Raw genomic sequence first — 18,022 nt, 5'->3', positions numbered from 1 at the left:
TCCCTATTGATCCGGCCTTCGCGGCGTTAACGCAAAGGGACGCTTCGGCTGCGGAAGAATGGCATCGCGGTTCGCAGGCGCGGTGGGATGAACGCCAAAGTCCCAGACACCAAGGTTCACCTCGCGGTCCGAGAGCACCTCCATCAACGCATACTCGCCAAAGGTAAGGTTCTGCTTTGGCGTCAGCTTCATCCAGTGCCCCCCTGGGAGCATCTCCGCGGTCGTCTCGACCACGTCTCCGTCGCGCGTAACGCCCCCCAGCATGCTGATCTTGAACGACGCCACAATGCGTGAGTTGGTACGCACATCGGCCCGGACGATGACATACCTGCTGGCTGCGGGATCGAAATGCGCGTCCTTCATCGCAGTTGAGGCACCATGAGTATCCACCGTGAGCGGAGCGGCGCCGCTTGGCGCTGCCGATACTTCGCCGATGCGAATGTAGATCGCGGGCTGGTCCACATGAAGCTGCACCATCGAGCGCTCGCCCTTCAACTGCACCAGTTGGTGCGAGCTCGACAGCGGATTGACGACCGCCTTAAGAACATTGTGGGCTGTATTGTGGTTCAGCTCGCCGTCTGACTGCGGCAGCGGAACCAACTGCTGCTGACCGCGATACGTATCGAGCGCGAGCACATTATCCAGATCGGGCAGCCGCAGGTCGGTTGCAACCTCCGGAGTCAGCGCTGCGCGATCTGCCTCTTCCTTCAGCAACTCAGGGTCAATCGCCGGTGCGGCCCCCGGGCTCTGCCCCTCTCCTTCCTGCGGAGAACTGTGCTGGCGCTCCCACTTCTTCGTCGCATCGAAGTCCACCAGCGATGCTGGAATCTCTTCTTCCGCTCCTCCACGTTCCGCCGAAATATAGCGCACGCGGTCGCCAACGACGCGATAGCTCATCACGATCTGGTAGCTTCCGTCCTTCAGAATCAGGCGGGTACGGTGTGGAGCGGACGGATCGCTCAAAACCAGAGGCTTCTGCTGCGCTCGCATGGCAAAGACAGCGGCCGGGGCTGCGAACGCACCCGTAAGCAAAAGCAAAATAAGGGAAAACTTTCCGTGCGTGTAAATCGTCTTAAACATAGGCTCTAACGTACTCAGTGTAGTACCGGGCGACGTTTGGACGTTTCAGCCAGCCTTAAGAGAAGCAGCCGGCTGTTTGGATCATTCTGGCAGGTATGCTAAACAGGATGTAGTGACGGCAACTCCAATGCAGATGATCTCCCAACTCGGTCTGCGCACGCACCGGCCCATGTGGCTGCGTGTACTGGCTGTCGTCTGCGTGCTGGTCGTCACTCTGATGAGCACGGCGCAGGTCTCCCATGCGCACACTGACTTCTCGGTAACCAAGCAGAACTCCAACCACAACAACCCGACGACCGATCATTGCCCGCTCTGCGTGGCGATGCACTCCGCCCTCGCAATATCGCAGCAGTATGCTCCTGAGCCGACACTCTCCATACAGCGTCTTGACTCAGTCGCAGCCGAAGCTGCTCGGATCTTCCACTGGCGCTTTGAGATGGCCAGCCGCCCCCCGCCAGTCGCGAGCCTCGCTTAGTCCTCGCAGGATTTGGATTTTTCTGGAAATAGATTTCCCCAATAAATTCACCTGCCTGTCCGTGCAATCCATTGTGTATTGCACCCGCGCTTTTCAGCACTGATGCTCTTTGAGCCCGACAGGAGTTTCTCCCATATGCGCAGGCCCGTCGTTCTTCGACTTATTTCGTTCGCATTTCTCTTCGCAACACTCGTCTCGCTCGCACATGCCTATCAAAGCAGTACCGGCACACTCTCCGGCACCGTGACCGATCCCAGCGGGGCGCTCGTTCCCGGAGCGTCCGTTCAGATCGCCAGTCATGTCAGCGGTTACACCCGAACCGCCAAGACCGATGCCTCCGGCCAGTTCCGCTTCAATAACATTCCATTCAACGTTTACCACCTGAGCGTCACCGCCACAGGCTTCGCCGAGACGAATAAGCCCATCGAAATCAATACCGTTGTGCCGGTCGTGGCCCCCATCCAGCTCAACATGGTCGAGGCATCGACTTCAGTCACGGTGGAGACGGGTTCCGACCTCATCGAAACCGATTCGACCTTTCACACCGACGTCGACCGCTCCACCATCGACCGCATGCCAGTCGAGAGTCAGTCCTCGTCACTTAGCTCGATTGTGACGCTCTCGTCGCCCGGCGTCGCCGCAGACTCCAACGGCCTCTTTCACGGCCTTGGCGACCATGCGGAGAACTCCTTCTCCATCGATGGCCAACCCATCACCGACCAGCAGAGCAAAGTCTTCTCCAACCAGCTACCAGCCGACGCTCTGCAATCGCTCGAGGTCATCGGCGGCGCTCCCACGGCCGAGTATGGCGACAAGACCAGCCTCATCATCAAGGCCACGACACGCTCCGGGCAGGGAGTCACCACGCCACACGGCAGCATTGCGCTCGACTACGGCAGCTTCGGGACCACCAGCCTCGACGGCAATCTTGCCTACGGCGGACAGCGCTGGGGCAACTTCATCGCTCTCAGCGGCATGAACTCAGGCCGCTTCCTCGACGGCCCCGAGTTTCAAACCCTGCACGACAGGGGCAATCAGCAGAACGTCTTTGACCGCGTGGATCTTCAGTTCAACGACACTGACTCCCTGCACACCAACCTGCAGTACACACGCTCCTGGTTTCAGACACCGAACTCCTTCGACACCATGAACGTCTTTGACCAGTTCGGCAATTCGGTTAGCCCCACCGATCAGCGCTCCAAGATCGAGACCGTCAACATTGCTCCCACATGGACGCACCTGATTAACCAGTACACCGTTGCCAACTTTGGCGGTTATCTTCGCCGCGACGGTTACAACTACTTCCCTAGCAACAACCCGCTGGCCGATCTTGGCCCGGTTCAGCAGGAGACCGTGCAGCAATACCGCACCTTGACGAACGCCGGCATCCGCGGCGACGTGTCGTGGGTCAAGGGAATCCACAACGTTAAGGCTGGCGGCATGTATCAGCACACCTTCCTTCGCGAAAACCTGCACACCGGTCTGGTCGATCCACTATTGAACGCTCCGTGCGTCGATAACAATGGCGATCCCGTCAAGGGCTTCACCGATCCATCGCAATGCTCAGCCGCCGGTCTCGATGCAAACAGCGGCTTCAACCGCGTGCTGTTTCCGCACGACATTACCCGCGGGGGAAGCAACTATTTCTGGCATGGGCAGACGGTCGTTAAACAGCTTGCGCTCTATGCGCAGGACCAGATCACCAAGGGCCCGTGGCTGCTCAACATCGGTATACGCGGCGACATCTACAACGGCCTTGCTATTCAGCGGCAGGCTGAGCCTCGCGTCGGCCTCTCCTACAATATCAAGCGCACCAACACCGTCCTCCGCCTCTCGTATGCGCGCGCGCAGGAGACCCCATTCAACGAGAACCTCGTACTCTCCACCAATGGTTGCTACGACCCGGTCATTCAGGGAATCTTCGAGACGCTGGGAAGCTGCACGCCAGCGCCGCTCAACCCCGGCTTCCGTAACGAGTTCCACGCCGGCTTTCAGCAGGCATTCAGCAAACACCTCGTCTTGAGCGCCGAATACATTTGGAAATACACACACAACGCCTACGACTTCTCCGTCTTCGGCGCCACCCCGATCACCTTTCCCATCGAGTGGAAGAACTCGAAGATCCCCGGCTTCGTGCTCCGGGCCAATGTGCCTGAGACGCACGGCGTCAGCGCCTTCGTCGTCATGTCGTCGGTGGCCGCGCGCTTCTTCAACCCGCAGGTGGGAGGCGTCGGCGCAACCCCAGGCACTCCGGGCTCAAACTTCCCCTTCCGCATCGACCATGATGAACGCTTCAACCAGACGTCGCATCTGCAATACGCGCTTCCCTTCCGCAAGAGCACGTGGGTCGGCTTCAACTGGCGCTATGACAGCGGACAGGTAGCCGGCTCGGCCCCCTGCTATAACGTCATCGGCACCAATACCCGGTGCGCGGACTACTCCTTCGACAGCAATGGCAACCCGCTCACCATCAACGGCGCCCCCGCCATCAACCTCAGCGGCCTCACTGCCGATCAGCAGTTTCAGGCCGGCCTCGCATGTGGCGGCGTTCAAGCCACGCCGACCAGCGCTCTGCCGGGTCTGTGCCTGGCCTCGCAGCTTACCTCGTCCTTGCTAAACATCCCCACAGCCAACACCAGCAACGACGATCACAATCCATCGCGCATCCAGCCGCGAAGTCTCTTCGACCTCGCAATTGGCGAAGACAACCTCTTCCATGGGGACAAGCACAAAGTAGGTCTGCGTCTGACGGCCGTCAACTTAACCAACAAGTATGCGCTGTACAACTTCCTGTCGACGTTCTCGGGAACGCACTACGTAACCCCACGGTCCATCACGGGAGAGATCAGCTACAGCTTCTGAATAACGGGGCGGAGTTCGCTGCTTGTCGCTATTTTCGGCGCCAGCGAACCCCGTCCTTCGAATCCTCAATCAGAATGCCCTTGGCAAGCAAATCGTTGCGGATCGCATCGGCGCGAGCGAAGTTGCGGGCCTTCTTCGCCTGCGTGCGCTCCGCCACCAATGCGTCAATATCCGCATCGGACAGAGCAAAGTTCGTCAGCAGCTCCGGCGCTGCTTCGCCCAATCTGCCCTCGGCCTCCGCCCACGCCAGCGCAGCGCGCGTGATCTCGGCATCGTTGTCCTTCAACACAGCGAAGACGCCGTCGAACAGATCCAGCACGTTCAGGACCTCATCGACATTCTTCTTCGTAAGTGTCCCGGCATCGGCCGCGCTGTTGACCACGCGCACCATGTCGAAGATCGCGGCGCGCGCCTCTGCGGTGTTCAGATCGTTTGCCAACGCCGCCGTGTACTTTGTCCGCGCCTCGCGAATCAGCTCCGACAACGATGCGTCGCTTCCGCTCTCAGGCCACGGCCCCTTCACCATGCGCTGGTGAAAGGTTCGCAGACGCTCAATCGCATTCGTCGACTCCGTGAGTGAATCAAACGTGAAGTTCATCTGGTGCCGGTAAGGCACCGAGATCAGCAGGAACCGGATCGCTGACGCGCGATATCCCTTTAGCAACAGGTCGCGCAGCGTGTAGAAGTTCCCCTCCGACTTCGACATCTTGCGCCCCTCGACCAGCAGGAAGCGCACATGCATCCAGTGCCGGGCGAAGGGCTTTCCGCTAGCCGATTCCGACTGCGCAATCTCGTTCTCGTGGTGCGGGAACATCAGATCTTCGCCGCCACAGTGCAGGTCGATCGATTCGCCAAGGAACTTCATCGCCATGGCCGAGCACTCGATGTGCCAGCCCGGCCGCCCGCATCCCAGCGCCGTCGTCCAGCTCTGTTCGCCCGGCTTGCACGCCTTCCACAGCGCGAAGTCGCGCGCGGCGTCTTTCTCGTACTCGTCGATGTCGACGCGCGCGCCGTCCTCGATTCCCTCAAAGTCCTTGCGCGACAGCTTGCCGTACTCGGGAAAGCGCGCGATGCGGAAGTACCAGCTTCCATCCTCGGTTTGATAGGCGATGTCGTGCGCAGCCAGCTTCTCGATCATGACGACCATGTCCGGAATGCAGCTCGTCGCGTGCGCCACGATCTCCGACCGCTCGATGCCCAGCGCATCCGAGTCTTCGAAAAACGCCTTTTCGTACTTGGCCGTATACTCCGCGATCGGCTTGCCCGCCGCCGCTGCGTTGCGGATGATCTTGTCGTCGACGTCGGTGACGTTCATCACGTACTTCACAGGAACGCCAAGCTGACGCATAAAGCGGCGCAGCACGTCGACGTGCAGGAAGGTGCGGAAGTTGCCGATGTGGCCATAGTCGTAGACCGTCGGGCCGCAACAATACATTCGCAGCTCGGGAGCGCCCACCGGTTCCAGCGTCTCGACCTTACTGCCCAACGTGTTAAAGAGTTCCATCGTTGCCACGTGCGCCTGGTACCTGCCGCAGCCGAGCACGTAGCGCGGCGCAGACCTCTCTACCTGATGATTTCCTTGCTCATTTTAGCCGATGACCTACGCCTCGGTACGCCGCATAGCCAGCTAGACGCCACCCAGCCGGAGCTGAGGCGCCGGCCCAAGATCGTCCGCGGCAAACTCTCCCGCCATCAGCTTCTGCCATGCCGCTGCGGCAATCATCGCCGCATTGTCGGTTGAGAGCGCCAGCGAAGGAAACGCCACTGGCAGTCCACGCCGGTCCGCCTCTGCCTGAAACCTTCGTCGCAGCTCGCTGTTCGCGGCCACGCCACCGGAGACCACAATTCCCCGTGCGCCAAAAGTCTCGGTCGCAGCGAAGGTCTGGCGAAGCAGGTTGCCGACCACGGCATGTTGGAACGAAGCAATCAGATCGAGCGTCTGCGCGTCGCATAACGCGGCGGCCTCATCCGTGCCGGGCTTCCACTCCGGGTGCTCCGCCAACTTCGCGCGCCGCACTGCAACAGCCTCGCGCATGTGGTTCGTCTCGATGTAGCGCAACACGGCCGTCTTGATTCCGCTAAACGAAAAATCGAAGCTCGGCCCCTCCTGCCTCGGCGGGGCCTTCTTGTTCAGGGGAACAGGCCCACCGCGGTGAATCCTCGGCTTGATCTGCGCGAACCGAAATGGCACAGCCTGCGGATTGCCGCGACGCGCCAGAGCATCGATCCACGGGCCGCCGGGATAGCCAAGCCCAAGCAGTTTAGCCACCTTGTCGTACGCCTCTCCCGCCGCATCATCCACTGTGCGTCCGACGTTGCGGTAACGCAGCGAGCCTTCTCGTTCTCCTTGTTGCTCCGCCAGGTAAAGATGCGTATGTCCCCCCGAGACCACCAGCGCGAGCAGCGGCAGATCCATCGGCTGCTCCGCACGCTGACGTGCCTCCATCAGCACAGCGTGGATGTGACCCTCGAGATGATTCACGCCGATCAGCGGCTTGTCGAAACCGAAGGTAAGCGCCTTGGCATAGGTAATGCCAACCAGCAACGCGCCAGCCAGGCCCGGGCCTTCGGTCACTGCCACAGCATCCAGATCGTCGAAGCCAACCCCGGCACGATCCATCGCTTCGCGCACAACCGGCACAATGTTGCGCAGATGTTCACGCGAAGCAAGCTCCGGAACGACGCCGCCATAGTTCGCGTGGAGGTTCATCTGCGAGGCGACGACGTTCGAGAGCGCCTCGGTCCCGCCGCGCACCACCGCGGCGGCCGTCTCGTCGCACGAGCTCTCGATCCCCAGAATCAGGCCATTTCTCTCATTGGCGTGGCTCGTCTTGCGCATCTCTTTATCATAGGTGACTGTGATGGCAGAGTCAGCCAAGCCCGAGTCCTCCAATCCGCACTACGCCGCCGCGCGCAACATTGCCGACACGCTGCGCCAGGCCGGTCATCAGGCGTACCTGGCAGGCGGCTGCGTGCGCGATCTCCTGCTCGGTCTGGCTCCGAAGGACTACGACGTCGCCACAAGCGCAACCCCTGATGCCGTCCTCGCCCTCTTCCCCAACAAGAAAGCCCTCACCGTAGGCGCGCACTTCGGCGTCGTCCTGATCTGCGAACCGAAAAAAGAGAGCGGCGAGGACATCTCCACCGAGGTCGCCACCTTTCGCCACGACGGAGCCTACTCCGACGGGCGCCACCCCGATGCAGTGCGTTTCTCCACAGACCCCCGCGAAGACGTGCTTCGCCGCGACTTCACCATCAACGGTATGCTGCTCGACACGACTGCCTACGATCAGACAGGCGATGTGGCGCAGGCAACGCTCGACTACGTCGGCGGCCGCGACGATCTCGCCGCAGGCATTATTCGCGCCATCGGCGATCCCACTCTGCGCTTTACTGAAGACAAGCTGCGCATGATGCGTGCGGTACGTTTCGCCGCGCGTCTCGGCTTCGAGATCGAGCCTGCGACGGAAGCAGCCATTCGCAAGCTCGCTGCTGAGATTACAGCTGTCATCCCCGAGCGCATCCGCGACGAGCTCACCCTCATCCTCACCGAGGGAGGCGCCCGCAAAGGCTTCGAGCTGCTCGATCAACTCGGCCTGCTTCCGCACATCCTGCCTGAGGTTCAGAAGCTTCATGGTGTCGAACAGCCGCCGGAGTATCACCCTGAGGGCGACGTCTGGATTCACACCATGCTCCTGCTCGACAACCTCCCCGCCGGAGTCTCGCCCACGCTCGCCTGGGGAGCGCTGCTCCACGATATCGGCAAACCGGCGACCTTCCGCCCACCCGATCCCGCCGTCGCCAACGATCGCATTCGCTTCAACGGACACGTCGAGGTCGGCGTGCGCATCGCAGAGGCGATTCTCTCGCGTCTCCGATTTTCTTCGGAAGAGAGCGAACAGATCGTCGCTCTTGTGAAGAATCACATGCGCTTTGGCGATGTCCGGCACATGCGCGAGGCCACGCTCAAGCGCTTTCTGCGCCTGCCGCACTTCGAGGAACATCTCGCGCTTCACCGCATGGACTGCCTCTCCTCGCACGGCGACCTGAGCCTCTACGACTACACAAAGCGGCGATACGAATCCGCCCCGCCAGAGGAGATCCGGCCAAAGCTCTTTCTTACCGGTCGCGAGTTGATCGCCGAAGGCTATCAGCCTGGCCCTCACTTCAAGAAGATGCTCGAAGCGGCAGAAGACGCACAGCTTGAGGGCACGGTCGCCAGCCTCTCCGACGCGCTACGCTTTGTCCGGAAGCGATTCGGCGCGCCAGACCGAGCGTGAACGACTGCGAGGTGCTACCCTCCTCCAGAGCAAACGCCTGCATCTTCGTCCTGCATCCTAACCGCTATGGCCATCGAACGCCCGCTTCTAAACACACCGACGGAACACTCTCCCAACACCAAGATCACTATCGACGGTGCCGCTGCTCCAGCGCGTGCCGGGGAGTTGCTGATCGATCTGCTCAACACCTGGCGCGAGGCCCACGGACAGGCTCCCCATCCGCAGGTCTGCTATCACCCGCGGATGGGGCCCATCGAAAGCTGTGACACCTGCATGGTTGAGGTCGACGGCAAACTCGCCCGTGCCTGCGGCACGCGCGTCACATCCGGCATGAACGTCGTCACCGCCAGTGCGACTGTCGACATCGCGCAACGCGAGGCCTTTGATCGCATCCTCCAGAACCACCAGCTCTATTGCACAGTCTGCGACAACAACAATCAGAACTGCACCGTACACAACACCACGGCCGTACTCGATGTAAAACACCAGTCGCGGCCGTACACGCCCAAGCCCTATCCGCAGGACCACTCCAACCCCTTCTATCGCTACGACCCCGGCCAGTGCATCCTCTGCGCCCGTTGCGTGGAAGCCTGCCAGGATGTCCAGGTCAACGAGACGCTCACGATCAACTGGGAGAGCGCACATCCGCGCGTTCTCTGGGACGGTGGCGAGCGTATCGACGGCTCCTCCTGCGTCTCCTGCGGACACTGCGTCACCGTTTGCCCCTGCAACGCGCTGATGGAAAAGTCGATGCTTGGTCATGCAGGTTACCTCACTAACCTACCGGCCAAAGTGCTCGACGACATGATCGACGTCGTCAAAGCCATCGAGCCTCCCATAGGCTACGGCCCCATCCTCGCGCTCTCCGAGATGGAAGCGGAAATGCGTCACGCCCGCGTCAAGCGCACCAAGACGGTCTGCACCTACTGCGCCGTCGGTTGCAGCTTCGAGGTCTGGACACGCGACCGCCACATCCTCAAGATCGAACCCACGCACGGCCCGGCCAACGGAATCTCCACCTGCATCAAAGGCAAGTTCGCCTGGGGACACATCAACGCCGACGATCGCCTGACGAAGCCACTGAAGCGGCAGGGCGACACATTCGTAGAGGTCTCATGGGACGAAGCTCTCGACCTGATTGAGCAAAGATTCACGCAGATCAAAAATGACCACGGCGCCGATGCCCTCGCCTTCATTGCCTCGTCGAAGTGCACCAACGAAGAGAGCTACCTGATGCAGAAGCTCGCCCGCGCTGTCATCGGCACCAACAACGTCGACAACTGCGCCCGCTACTGCCAGAACCCCGCAACCATGGGCCTGCAACGCACCGTCGGCTACGGCGGCGACTCTGGCTCCATCGCAGACATCGAGCAGGCCGGCCTCGTGCTCATGATCGGCTGTAATCCTGCAGAGAACCATCCCGTGCTGGCAACTCGCGTCAAGCGTTCGCACAAGTTCCGCGGCCAGCGTCTCATCGTCGCCGACCTTCGCAAACACGAGATGGCCGAACGCGCCGACATCTTCTTCCGCCCCAACCCATCCACCGATGGCGTATGGCTCAACGCAGTTGCGAAATACATCCTCGACCACAACCTGCACGACCGGAAGTTCATTCAGCAGTGGGTCAATCAGTTCGACGAATACAAGGCCTCTCTTACGCCATTCACGCTTGAATACGCCGAGCGCATCACCGGCGTTCCTCAGGCCACGCTTATCACAGTGGCCAACGAGATCGCTGCGGCCAACGGCACATGCATCCTCTTCGCCATGGGAGTCACGCAGCACTGCGGAGGCTCCGACACCACCAGCGCGTTGAGCAACCTCCTCCTCCTCACCGGCAACTATATGCGCCCCGGCGCTGGAGCCTATCCTCTGCGCGGCCACAACAACGTGCAGGGCGCCAGCGACTTCGGCTCCATGCCAAACGTCTTTCCCGGCTACCAGAAGGTCGACGACGCAGCCGTCCGCGCGAAGTTCGAGGCCGGGTGGGGCGTCACGCTGCCCACTAGCACGGGCAAAGACAATCACCAGATGATCGACGCCATCCTCGATGGCTCACTCAAGGCCCTCTACATCAAGGGCGAAGACACCATCACCTCCGACTCCAACGCCAACTACGTCGGCAGGGCCCTCTCGCAGATCGAATTCCTCATCGTCCAGGACATCAACTTCTCCGCAACCGCAAGCTACGCCGATCTCGTCCTCCCCGCTGCGGCATCGCTTGAAAAAGATGGCACCTTCACCAGTACGGAACGCCGCATCCAGCGCATCTACAAAGTGCTCGAGCCGCTCGGCGAATCGAAGGCCGACTGGGAGATCATCCAGCTCATCGCAAATCGCATGGGAGCGAAGTGGAGTTACAAACATCCCTCCGAGATCATGGACGAGATCGCGTCGCTCACTCCATTCTTCGCCGGCGTCAGCTACACGCGGCTCGAAGGCTTCAATAGCCTGCAATGGCCCGTCGCCGCCGATGGAACCGACTCGCCGCTCCTCTTCACAGAGCGCTTCCCCTTCCCCGACGGCAAGGCGCGCTTCTATCCCACGGAATACATTCCTCCGTCCGAAGAATCGAACGGACGATTCGATCTTCACCTCAACAACGGCCGTCTTCTCGAACACTTCGAACAGGGATCCATGACCTATCGCACCGAAGGCATCCGCGAGATCACGCCGGACGCCTTCGTCGAGGTTTCACCTGAGCTCGCGCGTGAGCGCGACATCACGACCGGCACTCTCGTGCAGCTCACGTCGGTTTATGGCCGGGTTCGCGTCAAGGTGCTGGTCTCCGATCGCGTGCAGGGCAAGCAGCTCTACATGACGCTCAACACAGTTACCGAGCCGGTCAACCGCCTCACCAGTAGCTACACCGACCGTGCAACGCACACGCCAGCGTTCAAAGAGACGGCCGTCAGCATGACCGTGCTCTCCGGCGAAGCCGGAGCAAGTCCGCTGCCGCAGCGCAACTTCCGCTTCGGCAAACGCACTCCGCAAAGCGGCGTCGAGATCGAACGCAAATGGGCACGCCCCGATTACCACCTGCCCGGAACATCGCCAAACGACAAGCTGGTGCAGATTAAATCAACCCAGGTCTAACACTCAGGAGCCACACGCATGGCAGTTCCTCTGAACTTCAAACCTGTCCCCGCAGACCCGCACTTCGAGCTTCAGCGCCGCCTCGAAGCCGCGCCGCGCGAACACGCCGAAGCGCTGCTGGTCGCCTACGACATCCTTCAAGCCGCGCATGACAAGGGTCTGCTCGACACCGTTCACGGCATAGTCTCCGCGCGCGACACCATCGCCGGCAAACTCTCTGAGCTTGCACACACAACCGAAGGCGAGACCGGCATTCGCAATCTTCTCGAATCCGCGAAGCTGCTGGCCTCCGTCGATCCCTCTCTGCTGGAACAGCTCACCAATGCCGTTCGCGATGCTTCAACGGAACACCTTCAGGAACGCACCCCACCCTCGCTCTGGCAGATATTCAAACGCGCCACCAGCGAGGATGGCCGCCGCGGCCTGTCCTTCGTGACGCTTCTTCTCACCTGCTTAGGTGCACACAAGAAGCATCGTGCTTGAAGCAACAAACCGGAGGTGAACAATGCTCGCCCAATGCGACCTCATGGGCTTCATCCCCATCACTGATGCCAAACGAGCTCGGGCCTTCTACATCGACAAACTTAGACTCCAGTTCGTCAGTGATGACCAGTTCGCACTCGTCGTCCGCGCCAACGGAAACGATATCCGGCTTGCCCACATGAAGACCGTCACTCCCGCGCCCTACACCATCTGCGGGTGGAAGGTCCCCGACATCGAAACCGCCGCGAAAACACTTACGACATCTGGCGTCTCTTTCGAGAAATATCCCTTCGTCGAAGACCCTTCCGGCATATGGACCGCACCGGGAGGCGCAAGGATCGCCTGGTTCAAAGATCCCGACGGCAATATCCTGTCCATCTCGCAGCATCCACCCGAGTAGCTCCGCGAGCCGCTACCGCTTCGCAGCCCCCGCATCCACAGCGGCTCGTGAGACGCTCTCCATCGTCTCGAGCAGCTGCGGCAACTCGAGCCCCTTCAACTGCCTGCGAAACGCATCCTGCGCCCGCCGCCACCCCGGCCGCGCCTTCGCCAGCACAATGCGGCCCTCAGCGGTCAGCGAAAGCTCTCGCCGCCGCCCGTCGCCCGAACCCGCCTCCGACTCCACCCAGCCCCTCTGCCGCAGCACCTTCAGGTTCCGCGAGAGCGTGGTCTTGTCCATCCCCAGTGCCTGCGCGATCCCTGCCTGCCCACGCTCCGCCATCGCATCCACCATCATCAGCAGCGCGAACTGAGCCGCCTCAATCCCATACTCGGCCAGGTAGCTGTCGTAAAACTGGGTCAGCAGCCGCGCCGCGCGCCGCGTCGAAGCCAACGCGCATACCGGCCACTTCCCCGCTTCTGGAATCGTCTTCTTCCGCATCGCTCCTAAGTCTAAAGCCCTCCGAGCCGGAGCGAACAGAACTCAGTTCCCTGCTCCGTTCCCGCCCTGCGGCGCAGCCAGAAGAAACCGCAACGGCATCAGCGGCCCCACCGGCACATACTCCTCCGCCATATAGCCGGTCGCGTGCAGCGGCAGACCATCCATGATTTCTTTCGCCTCTTCCACCGTCTGCGCACGCACAAAGAACACAACCCCTCTGCCGTCGCCACGCGAGTACCACTGCTCAATCTTCCCGTCGAGGTAGAGCTTCGCCGTCTCCCTCACCTCCTGCGGTATCACCTTCATCACATCTTCGCGCGCCACGCCCGGCTTCACCGTCAGTATCACCATCACCGCCGTCACCACCGGTGCTGGGGCGGATTGTGCTTGCGGGGGCATTGAACCCGCCTGCAGGCCGGAGTGGTTCGTGGCGGATTGACCCTGCGCCAGCATCCCAGCGCCAGCAAGCGCAACAGCAGAAAGATTCTTGAGTGTCATCGTAAAACCTCCATGGTTGCAGTTACAACCAAATAGATGTATCTGCAACTTATCGGATTCAAAGAATGCCACGCCCCGGCTATGATCAAATAACTTTGTGACGAATCCCTTTGAAATCTCCCGCGGCGGCATCCAGGTCGGTCACGGCAAGCTCTTCCTCATCGCCGGCCCCTGCGTCATCGAATCGGAACAGCACGCCCGCGGCATGGCCGACGCGATCCAGCGCATCGCCTCCGATCTTGGCGTGCCTTACATCTTCAAGGCCAGCTACGACAAGGCCAACCGCACCTCGATCCACAGCTTCCGCGGGCCCGGCCTCGCCGAAGGAACGCGCATCCTTCGCGCCATCGCTGATGTAACAGGCCTCCCTGTTCTCACCGACGTCCACACGGCAGAGGACTGCGCCCGCGTCGCCGAGGCCGTCGACGTGTTGCAGATCCCGGCCTTCCTCTGCCGCCAGACCGGCCTGCTGATCGCCGCTGCCGAAGCCGCAGCGCAACACGGCCGTGCCATCAATATCAAGAAAGGCCAGTTCGTCGCCCCGGCCGACATGCGCCACGCCGTCGAGAAGGTCCGCGAAAGCGGCTGCCCGCGCGTCTCCCTCACCGAGCGCGGAGCCAGCTTCGGCTACAACAACCTCGTCGTCGACATGCGCGCGCTGCCCATCATGCGCGGCTTCGCTCCTGTCGTCTTCGACGGAACACACTCCGTGCAGACACCTTCCGCCGCCAATGGTGTCTCCGGCGGACAACCGGAGTTCATCCCCGTCCTCGCCCGCGCCGCCGTTGCCGCCGGTGTTGATGGCATCTTCCTCGAGGTCCACGATGACCCCCAGCGCGCCAAATCCGACGGAGCCAACGCTCTCCACCTGAATCGCCTGAGGGGTGACCTTGAAACCCTGTTGGCCATCCACGAGACCGTCAAAGGAATCAATCCTTGATCCTCGAAGCGTCCAGAATTCCCAATGCCTCAGCGCCGTTCATCGATCCCATAAACCTGAGCGCTCGCCCCTCGATGCCGTCATTCTGAGCGCAGCGAAGAATCCCTCTATTTCTCTCGCGGCGCACAAATGTTTGCGAGTACGAGAACTTGCATTAACAGCGCCATCAGCAAAAAAACGGCCCCTCAGTCGAGGGGCCAATCTGCCTTGGTTCTCTCTGGTTAGGAGAGTCTTTTGCGGAACCGATCTATGTCGGTGCCCAGCAAACTTACGAAACTGTCGGGCGGCATAACCGGAGGGGCCATGCCGCCCTGGGGGAGGGCTACAACTACTGGTTAGCCTCTGGTGGTGCGCTAACTCCCGTACGGGAGGTCTGTGGGGTCGTCGGAGCTGCAACCGACGCCGAGCTTGAATCCATCGTGGCCAGGCTGTTGTGCAGCAGGGTCACGCGTACACCGTTGTTGAGAGCAACTTCGCCCTCAGCCGGCTTGACTGTGTTCTTTCCCAGACCGGTCTTGTAGATGCGATAGACCGGAACCTGGTGCTCGGTGACGAGATAGCGAACCACCGAGTCGGCCATCGCCTGCGACGTACCCACGCCCGAACGGCTGTAGCCCTGAACCTCGATGATGTAGCCCTTCTCGTTTGCGAACTTGGTGGCCATATCGTCAAGATCAGACTTCGCCTTGGGGCCCAGGCTGGTGCGACCGGAGGCAAACTTCACCGAGGTCGCAGCCACTTCCTGGTACTGGTCGAGGTTGCCGACCGTCGTGTTCAGCGAGGTCGCGCGGTTGCTGGCTGTGGTTGCTGTAGTCTGCGCTGAGTTGGCGCGGTTTGCCGCGTCCATCGCGTGCTGGTCGGCGAGTTGGGCCGCGCTCTGCGCCTTGTTGATTCCGGCGGTTGCGCGCGAGTCTACATCGCGAATATCGTTTGCATTCTTGGCCTGGAGCTGGTCGAGCTCGTTGACGCGATCCTTGACCGGATCAACCTGCCTGTGTACCCACTTCTTGCGGGCAAGAGGGTTCAGATGACCCCAGAAGCCTTCCTTGGACTGCGTCTCCAGCGGCTGGCCGGTTGCATAGGTGGACTTGTCGTCAATGTTGATCTGGTTGTGACTCGCCGGGGCCGCAGCCGGGGTTGTCGCGTCGCTCTGGGTAGCGGACTGAGCCAAAGCGCTCATTCCCATGGTGGTGCCGAGTACTACAACGGAAAGACCAAATTTGTATCCGGATTTTGTCATTGTCTTTGCTCCTCGATGCACCAGCCGCCTGCCGTATCAGACGTCTGTACACCCAGACATAGAGCATCTCTCATGCCAAACCGGATAAATAAATTTATCTTATTGATAATAAAGCATTTAAATGCAGCAATCCGAGTGAGATCCGGCCAAAGAATTAAATACGGCTCACGCAAAATCTTCCGTGCGTCAGGTAAGTATTTCTTGATTGCCCCAGGTAAATGAACGGCTCCTCAGCCTTGAAGATTCTTTACTTTAGCCGGAACATCGTCCAGACTCCCCCACCGAACCGCGGATACGCAAAAGCATTATTTCGTATCGACCTTGACGATGTGGATTTCCGGCATCTGCATATTCCAGTTTGCCGGAATCGACTCAAAGATCAGTCGAAACTCCCGCTCATCGCCCGATCGCAAGGGTGCAGCGCTTACCGGCTGAGTGTCCACGTAAGGCTCACGAGTGCGAATCAGCGTTAGCGGCAGCGTCTCTATCTGCGGCGGCATCTGTTCCTCATTCCGGAACAGCACCTGGACGATAATTCCCGTCACCGTCGAAGTACCTGTATTGCGAATCCGCCCGTCGATAAAGGTCGACTTCCCGCCCGAGAGACTCGTCGACTCACTCATCTCCAGGTTCGACAGCGGGAGGCTCGACGCATAGGCCGCCGGCGGCTGGATACCTTTGATCTCCGGCGATTTGCGTCTTCCCGCAAACACGATCCCTGCCAGAACCACCAGAACCACTGCACCCGCAATAACCCATGCAGAAAGAGGCATGCCCGGACCCTTCTCCGCCTCCTGCGGAGAAAATACCGGAGCTTTGAACTCGACTGGGGTTCCACCCTGCTCCGATGGCCGTTCCACGTTTTCGGGTCTGTTGCTGAAATCGCTCATTGCGAAAAATTCTATACTCCCCAGCCAGCCCGGGAGCAGTCAACTTCATCTCATCGGGCAAACCAGTAAATAGACAAGGAATAAAACTTACAGGATTTTCATCCCCGACCGGAACTTCCTGCTACAAAATTCGATTAACCATCATCTACTGCTGTAGCAGGAGAGATTGCCATGACTCCCCCGATCGGCTTTCGGACCGATACCTCAAACGATGCAGCGGCCACCCTGGTTCCCATTGGACCTGTGGCAACGCTGGCCTGCGACGGAGCAACCCTTGCGCCCACATCGCGGTTTGCCGACTATGCCTATCGTATCGCCGCACTGACGGCTGGACTGGCCTTGCTCGCTACCTTCGTCTAAGCCGGTTCAAGGGGCGCAACCCGTTGCGAGAGCGCGTTCCGCTCAACATCTCAACTGAGTTGTTATTTGGTGACTTCAACACCACGCCAGAAGGCGATATGGTGCTTCACATTCCGCGCAGCCGGCTTAGGGTCAGGATAGTACCAGGCTGCATCCTGGTTCTCCTGCCCGTCAACCACAACCGTGTAGTAGCGTGCCAGCCCCTTCCACGGGCAGCTTGAGGTCGTCGAACTGGGTCGCAGAAACTCCCGCTTTACCGTCTCATCGGGAAAGTAAACATTGCCTTCTACGGTCTCGAATGTATCGCTCTCTGCCAGGGTCTGACCGTTCCAAACTGCTTTCGCCATAATCGACTACCCAATCTTTTCAATAATTTACAACAATCAACCGACCCTGAAAGCAATACGGAACTAACTTCTGCCCGCAAACACTCCCTTCTAGTTGTAACAGAATTGATGCAAGAAATGAAAGACCGCCCATTTGGGCGGTCCTTGAATCGCCGACGTACTCCTCTACGAGGTAACTCCCAACATCTTCAGAAACATGCCGTGGAGAGCCTGCGCCGCCGGATACTTTGCGATCAGCGCTGCTGTATTCCGCATGAACGGGTTGCCGGATTCCTTCTCCGTCTCCTTATGGAAGTGGTGAAACTTGGCGTAGATCAGAATGCCCTCGCCGTTTGAATCCAGAAACAAATCCGGATCGAGCGCGCCGCGCAGAACCAGCGAGGCAGCCATCTCCCAGTAGCTGAGCGTCTGCCGCCAGGCCGCGTTGTACGGCGATGCCGTATCGCGCGTCACCGCGCGAAGCTCCTCCAGCGTCTTTGGCTGAAAGTCGAAGACCAAAAACTTACGCGACTTCCTCAGTGTCTCCTCGCGCCGTACCTCATAAAGCTTCAGAATCAGTTCCGCATCTGCTGCTATCGCCACTTCGTCTCC

At 60.2% G+C, this 18,022-nt stretch carries 17 protein-coding genes; 8 read left to right on the top strand and 9 right to left on the bottom strand.

Annotated features, from left to right (window positions below):
* Nucleotides 1–3: 3 nt before the first annotated feature.
* Nucleotides 4–990, bottom strand: a complete 987-nt coding sequence (locus JSS95_00470; GenBank protein ID MBS1798275.1) for a hypothetical protein — start codon at nucleotides 988–990, stop codon at nucleotides 4–6.
* Nucleotides 991–1,192: 202 nt separating this feature from the next.
* On the opposite strand from JSS95_00470, the gene JSS95_00465 reads away from it, so the two are divergent.
* Together JSS95_00465 and JSS95_00460 are read left to right on the top strand one after the other, a co-directional pair.
* A complete protein-coding gene (locus JSS95_00465; GenBank protein ID MBS1798274.1) occupies nucleotides 1,193–1,555 on the top strand; it encodes a hypothetical protein in 363 nt (120 codons plus the stop codon).
* A 135-nt stretch (nucleotides 1,556–1,690) separates the two neighbouring features.
* On the top strand, nucleotides 1,691–4,417 hold the full coding sequence (locus tag JSS95_00460; protein ID MBS1798273.1) for a TonB-dependent receptor: 2,727 nt from the start codon (nucleotides 1,691–1,693) through the stop codon (nucleotides 4,415–4,417).
* A 28-nt stretch (nucleotides 4,418–4,445) separates the two neighbouring features.
* On the opposite strand, the gene JSS95_00455 is transcribed toward JSS95_00460, so the two are convergent.
* Together JSS95_00455 and tsaD are read right to left on the bottom strand one after the other, a co-directional pair.
* Nucleotides 4,446–5,921, bottom strand: coding sequence for a cysteine--tRNA ligase (locus JSS95_00455; GenBank protein MBS1798272.1), 1,476 nt, complete (start codon nucleotides 5,919–5,921; stop codon nucleotides 4,446–4,448).
* Between the two features lie 123 nt (nucleotides 5,922–6,044).
* Nucleotides 6,045–7,256, bottom strand: a complete 1,212-nt coding sequence (tsaD, locus tag JSS95_00450; protein ID MBS1798271.1) for a tRNA (adenosine(37)-N6)-threonylcarbamoyltransferase complex transferase subunit TsaD — start codon at nucleotides 7,254–7,256, stop codon at nucleotides 6,045–6,047.
* A 22-nt stretch (nucleotides 7,257–7,278) separates the two neighbouring features.
* On the opposite strand from tsaD, the gene JSS95_00445 reads away from it, so the two are divergent.
* The 4 genes from JSS95_00445 (at nucleotide 7,279) to JSS95_00430 (ending at nucleotide 12,676) form a co-directional block, all read left to right on the top strand.
* Nucleotides 7,279–8,697 carry a CCA tRNA nucleotidyltransferase gene (locus tag JSS95_00445; protein ID MBS1798270.1) on the top strand — a complete coding sequence of 473 codons (1,419 nt, stop codon included), beginning with the start codon at nucleotides 7,279–7,281 and terminating at the stop codon, nucleotides 8,695–8,697.
* Between the two features lie 66 nt (nucleotides 8,698–8,763).
* On the top strand, nucleotides 8,764–11,793 hold the full coding sequence (gene fdhF / locus JSS95_00440; GenBank protein MBS1798269.1) for a formate dehydrogenase subunit alpha: 3,030 nt from the start codon (nucleotides 8,764–8,766) through the stop codon (nucleotides 11,791–11,793).
* An 18-nt stretch (nucleotides 11,794–11,811) separates the two neighbouring features.
* Complete coding sequence (locus JSS95_00435) at nucleotides 11,812–12,276, top strand: DUF1641 domain-containing protein (GenBank protein MBS1798268.1); 465 nt, start codon at nucleotides 11,812–11,814, stop codon at nucleotides 12,274–12,276.
* Between the two features lie 22 nt (nucleotides 12,277–12,298).
* Nucleotides 12,299–12,676: a VOC family protein gene (locus JSS95_00430; GenBank protein MBS1798267.1), complete on the top strand. Its 378-nt coding sequence runs from the start codon at nucleotides 12,299–12,301 to the stop codon at nucleotides 12,674–12,676.
* A 12-nt stretch (nucleotides 12,677–12,688) separates the two neighbouring features.
* Here JSS95_00430 and JSS95_00425 read toward each other — a convergent pair whose 3' ends face one another.
* Both JSS95_00425 and JSS95_00420 read right to left on the bottom strand, forming a co-directional pair.
* The gene (locus tag JSS95_00425; protein MBS1798266.1) at nucleotides 12,689–13,156 is read right to left on the bottom strand and encodes a winged helix-turn-helix transcriptional regulator; all 468 of its coding nucleotides are present in this window, start codon (nucleotides 13,154–13,156) and stop codon (nucleotides 12,689–12,691) included.
* 42 nt (nucleotides 13,157–13,198) lie between these two features.
* Nucleotides 13,199–13,507 carry a hypothetical protein gene (locus tag JSS95_00420; protein MBS1798265.1) on the bottom strand — a complete coding sequence of 103 codons (309 nt, stop codon included), beginning with the start codon at nucleotides 13,505–13,507 and terminating at the stop codon, nucleotides 13,199–13,201.
* A gap of 244 nt (nucleotides 13,508–13,751) precedes the next feature.
* Here JSS95_00420 and kdsA point away from each other — a divergent pair, with 244 nt between their 5' ends.
* Complete coding sequence (gene kdsA, locus JSS95_00415; protein MBS1798264.1) at nucleotides 13,752–14,594, top strand: 3-deoxy-8-phosphooctulonate synthase; 843 nt, start codon at nucleotides 13,752–13,754, stop codon at nucleotides 14,592–14,594.
* Nucleotides 14,595–14,922: 328 nt separating this feature from the next.
* On the opposite strand, the gene JSS95_00410 is transcribed toward kdsA, so the two are convergent.
* Nucleotides 14,923–15,834, bottom strand: a complete 912-nt coding sequence (locus JSS95_00410) for an OmpA family protein (protein ID MBS1798263.1) — start codon at nucleotides 15,832–15,834, stop codon at nucleotides 14,923–14,925.
* A gap of 305 nt (nucleotides 15,835–16,139) precedes the next feature.
* Nucleotides 16,140–16,724, bottom strand: coding sequence for a DUF2393 family protein (locus tag JSS95_00405; protein MBS1798262.1), 585 nt, complete (start codon nucleotides 16,722–16,724; stop codon nucleotides 16,140–16,142).
* A 171-nt stretch (nucleotides 16,725–16,895) separates the two neighbouring features.
* Here JSS95_00405 and JSS95_00400 point away from each other — a divergent pair, with 171 nt between their 5' ends.
* Complete coding sequence (locus JSS95_00400) at nucleotides 16,896–17,084, top strand: hypothetical protein (GenBank protein ID MBS1798261.1); 189 nt, start codon at nucleotides 16,896–16,898, stop codon at nucleotides 17,082–17,084.
* 62 nt (nucleotides 17,085–17,146) lie between these two features.
* Here JSS95_00400 and JSS95_00395 read toward each other — a convergent pair whose 3' ends face one another.
* Nucleotides 17,147–17,431 (bottom strand): DUF427 domain-containing protein, encoded by a 285-nt coding sequence (locus tag JSS95_00395; GenBank protein MBS1798260.1) that lies wholly within the window; start codon nucleotides 17,429–17,431, stop codon nucleotides 17,147–17,149.
* A 165-nt stretch (nucleotides 17,432–17,596) separates the two neighbouring features.
* Complete coding sequence (locus JSS95_00390) at nucleotides 17,597–18,013, bottom strand: hypothetical protein (protein MBS1798259.1); 417 nt, start codon at nucleotides 18,011–18,013, stop codon at nucleotides 17,597–17,599.
* Between the last annotated feature and the right edge of the window lie 9 nt (nucleotides 18,014–18,022).

Source organism: Acidobacteriota bacterium, assembly GCA_018268895.1.
GTDB lineage: Bacteria > Acidobacteriota > Terriglobia > Terriglobales > Acidobacteriaceae > Edaphobacter.
Note: the sequence above shows the minus strand (reverse complement) of the source record. Positions and strands in the feature narration are given on the sequence as shown.

Coding starts and splice junctions, on each gene's coding strand:
- JSS95_00400 (MBS1798261.1), top strand. CDS start 16,896: ATGACTCCCCCGATCGGCTTTCGGACCGATACCTCAAACGATGCAGCG.
- JSS95_00395 (MBS1798260.1), bottom strand. CDS start 17,431: ATGGCGAAAGCAGTTTGGAACGGTCAGACCCTGGCAGAGAGCGATACA.
- JSS95_00460 (MBS1798273.1), top strand. CDS start 1,691: ATGCGCAGGCCCGTCGTTCTTCGACTTATTTCGTTCGCATTTCTCTTC.
- JSS95_00420 (MBS1798265.1), bottom strand. CDS start 13,507: ATGGTGATACTGACGGTGAAGCCGGGCGTGGCGCGCGAAGATGTGATG.
- tsaD (MBS1798271.1), bottom strand. CDS start 7,256: ATGCGCAAGACGAGCCACGCCAATGAGAGAAATGGCCTGATTCTGGGG.
- JSS95_00405 (MBS1798262.1), bottom strand. CDS start 16,724: ATGAGCGATTTCAGCAACAGACCCGAAAACGTGGAACGGCCATCGGAG.
- JSS95_00425 (MBS1798266.1), bottom strand. CDS start 13,156: ATGCGGAAGAAGACGATTCCAGAAGCGGGGAAGTGGCCGGTATGCGCG.
- JSS95_00470 (MBS1798275.1), bottom strand. CDS start 990: ATGCGAGCGCAGCAGAAGCCTCTGGTTTTGAGCGATCCGTCCGCTCCA.
- JSS95_00430 (MBS1798267.1), top strand. CDS start 12,299: ATGCTCGCCCAATGCGACCTCATGGGCTTCATCCCCATCACTGATGCC.
- JSS95_00410 (MBS1798263.1), bottom strand. CDS start 15,834: ATGACAAAATCCGGATACAAATTTGGTCTTTCCGTTGTAGTACTCGGC.
- fdhF (MBS1798269.1), top strand. CDS start 8,764: ATGGCCATCGAACGCCCGCTTCTAAACACACCGACGGAACACTCTCCC.
- JSS95_00445 (MBS1798270.1), top strand. CDS start 7,279: ATGGCAGAGTCAGCCAAGCCCGAGTCCTCCAATCCGCACTACGCCGCC.
- JSS95_00435 (MBS1798268.1), top strand. CDS start 11,812: ATGGCAGTTCCTCTGAACTTCAAACCTGTCCCCGCAGACCCGCACTTC.
- JSS95_00455 (MBS1798272.1), bottom strand. CDS start 5,921: ATGGAACTCTTTAACACGTTGGGCAGTAAGGTCGAGACGCTGGAACCG.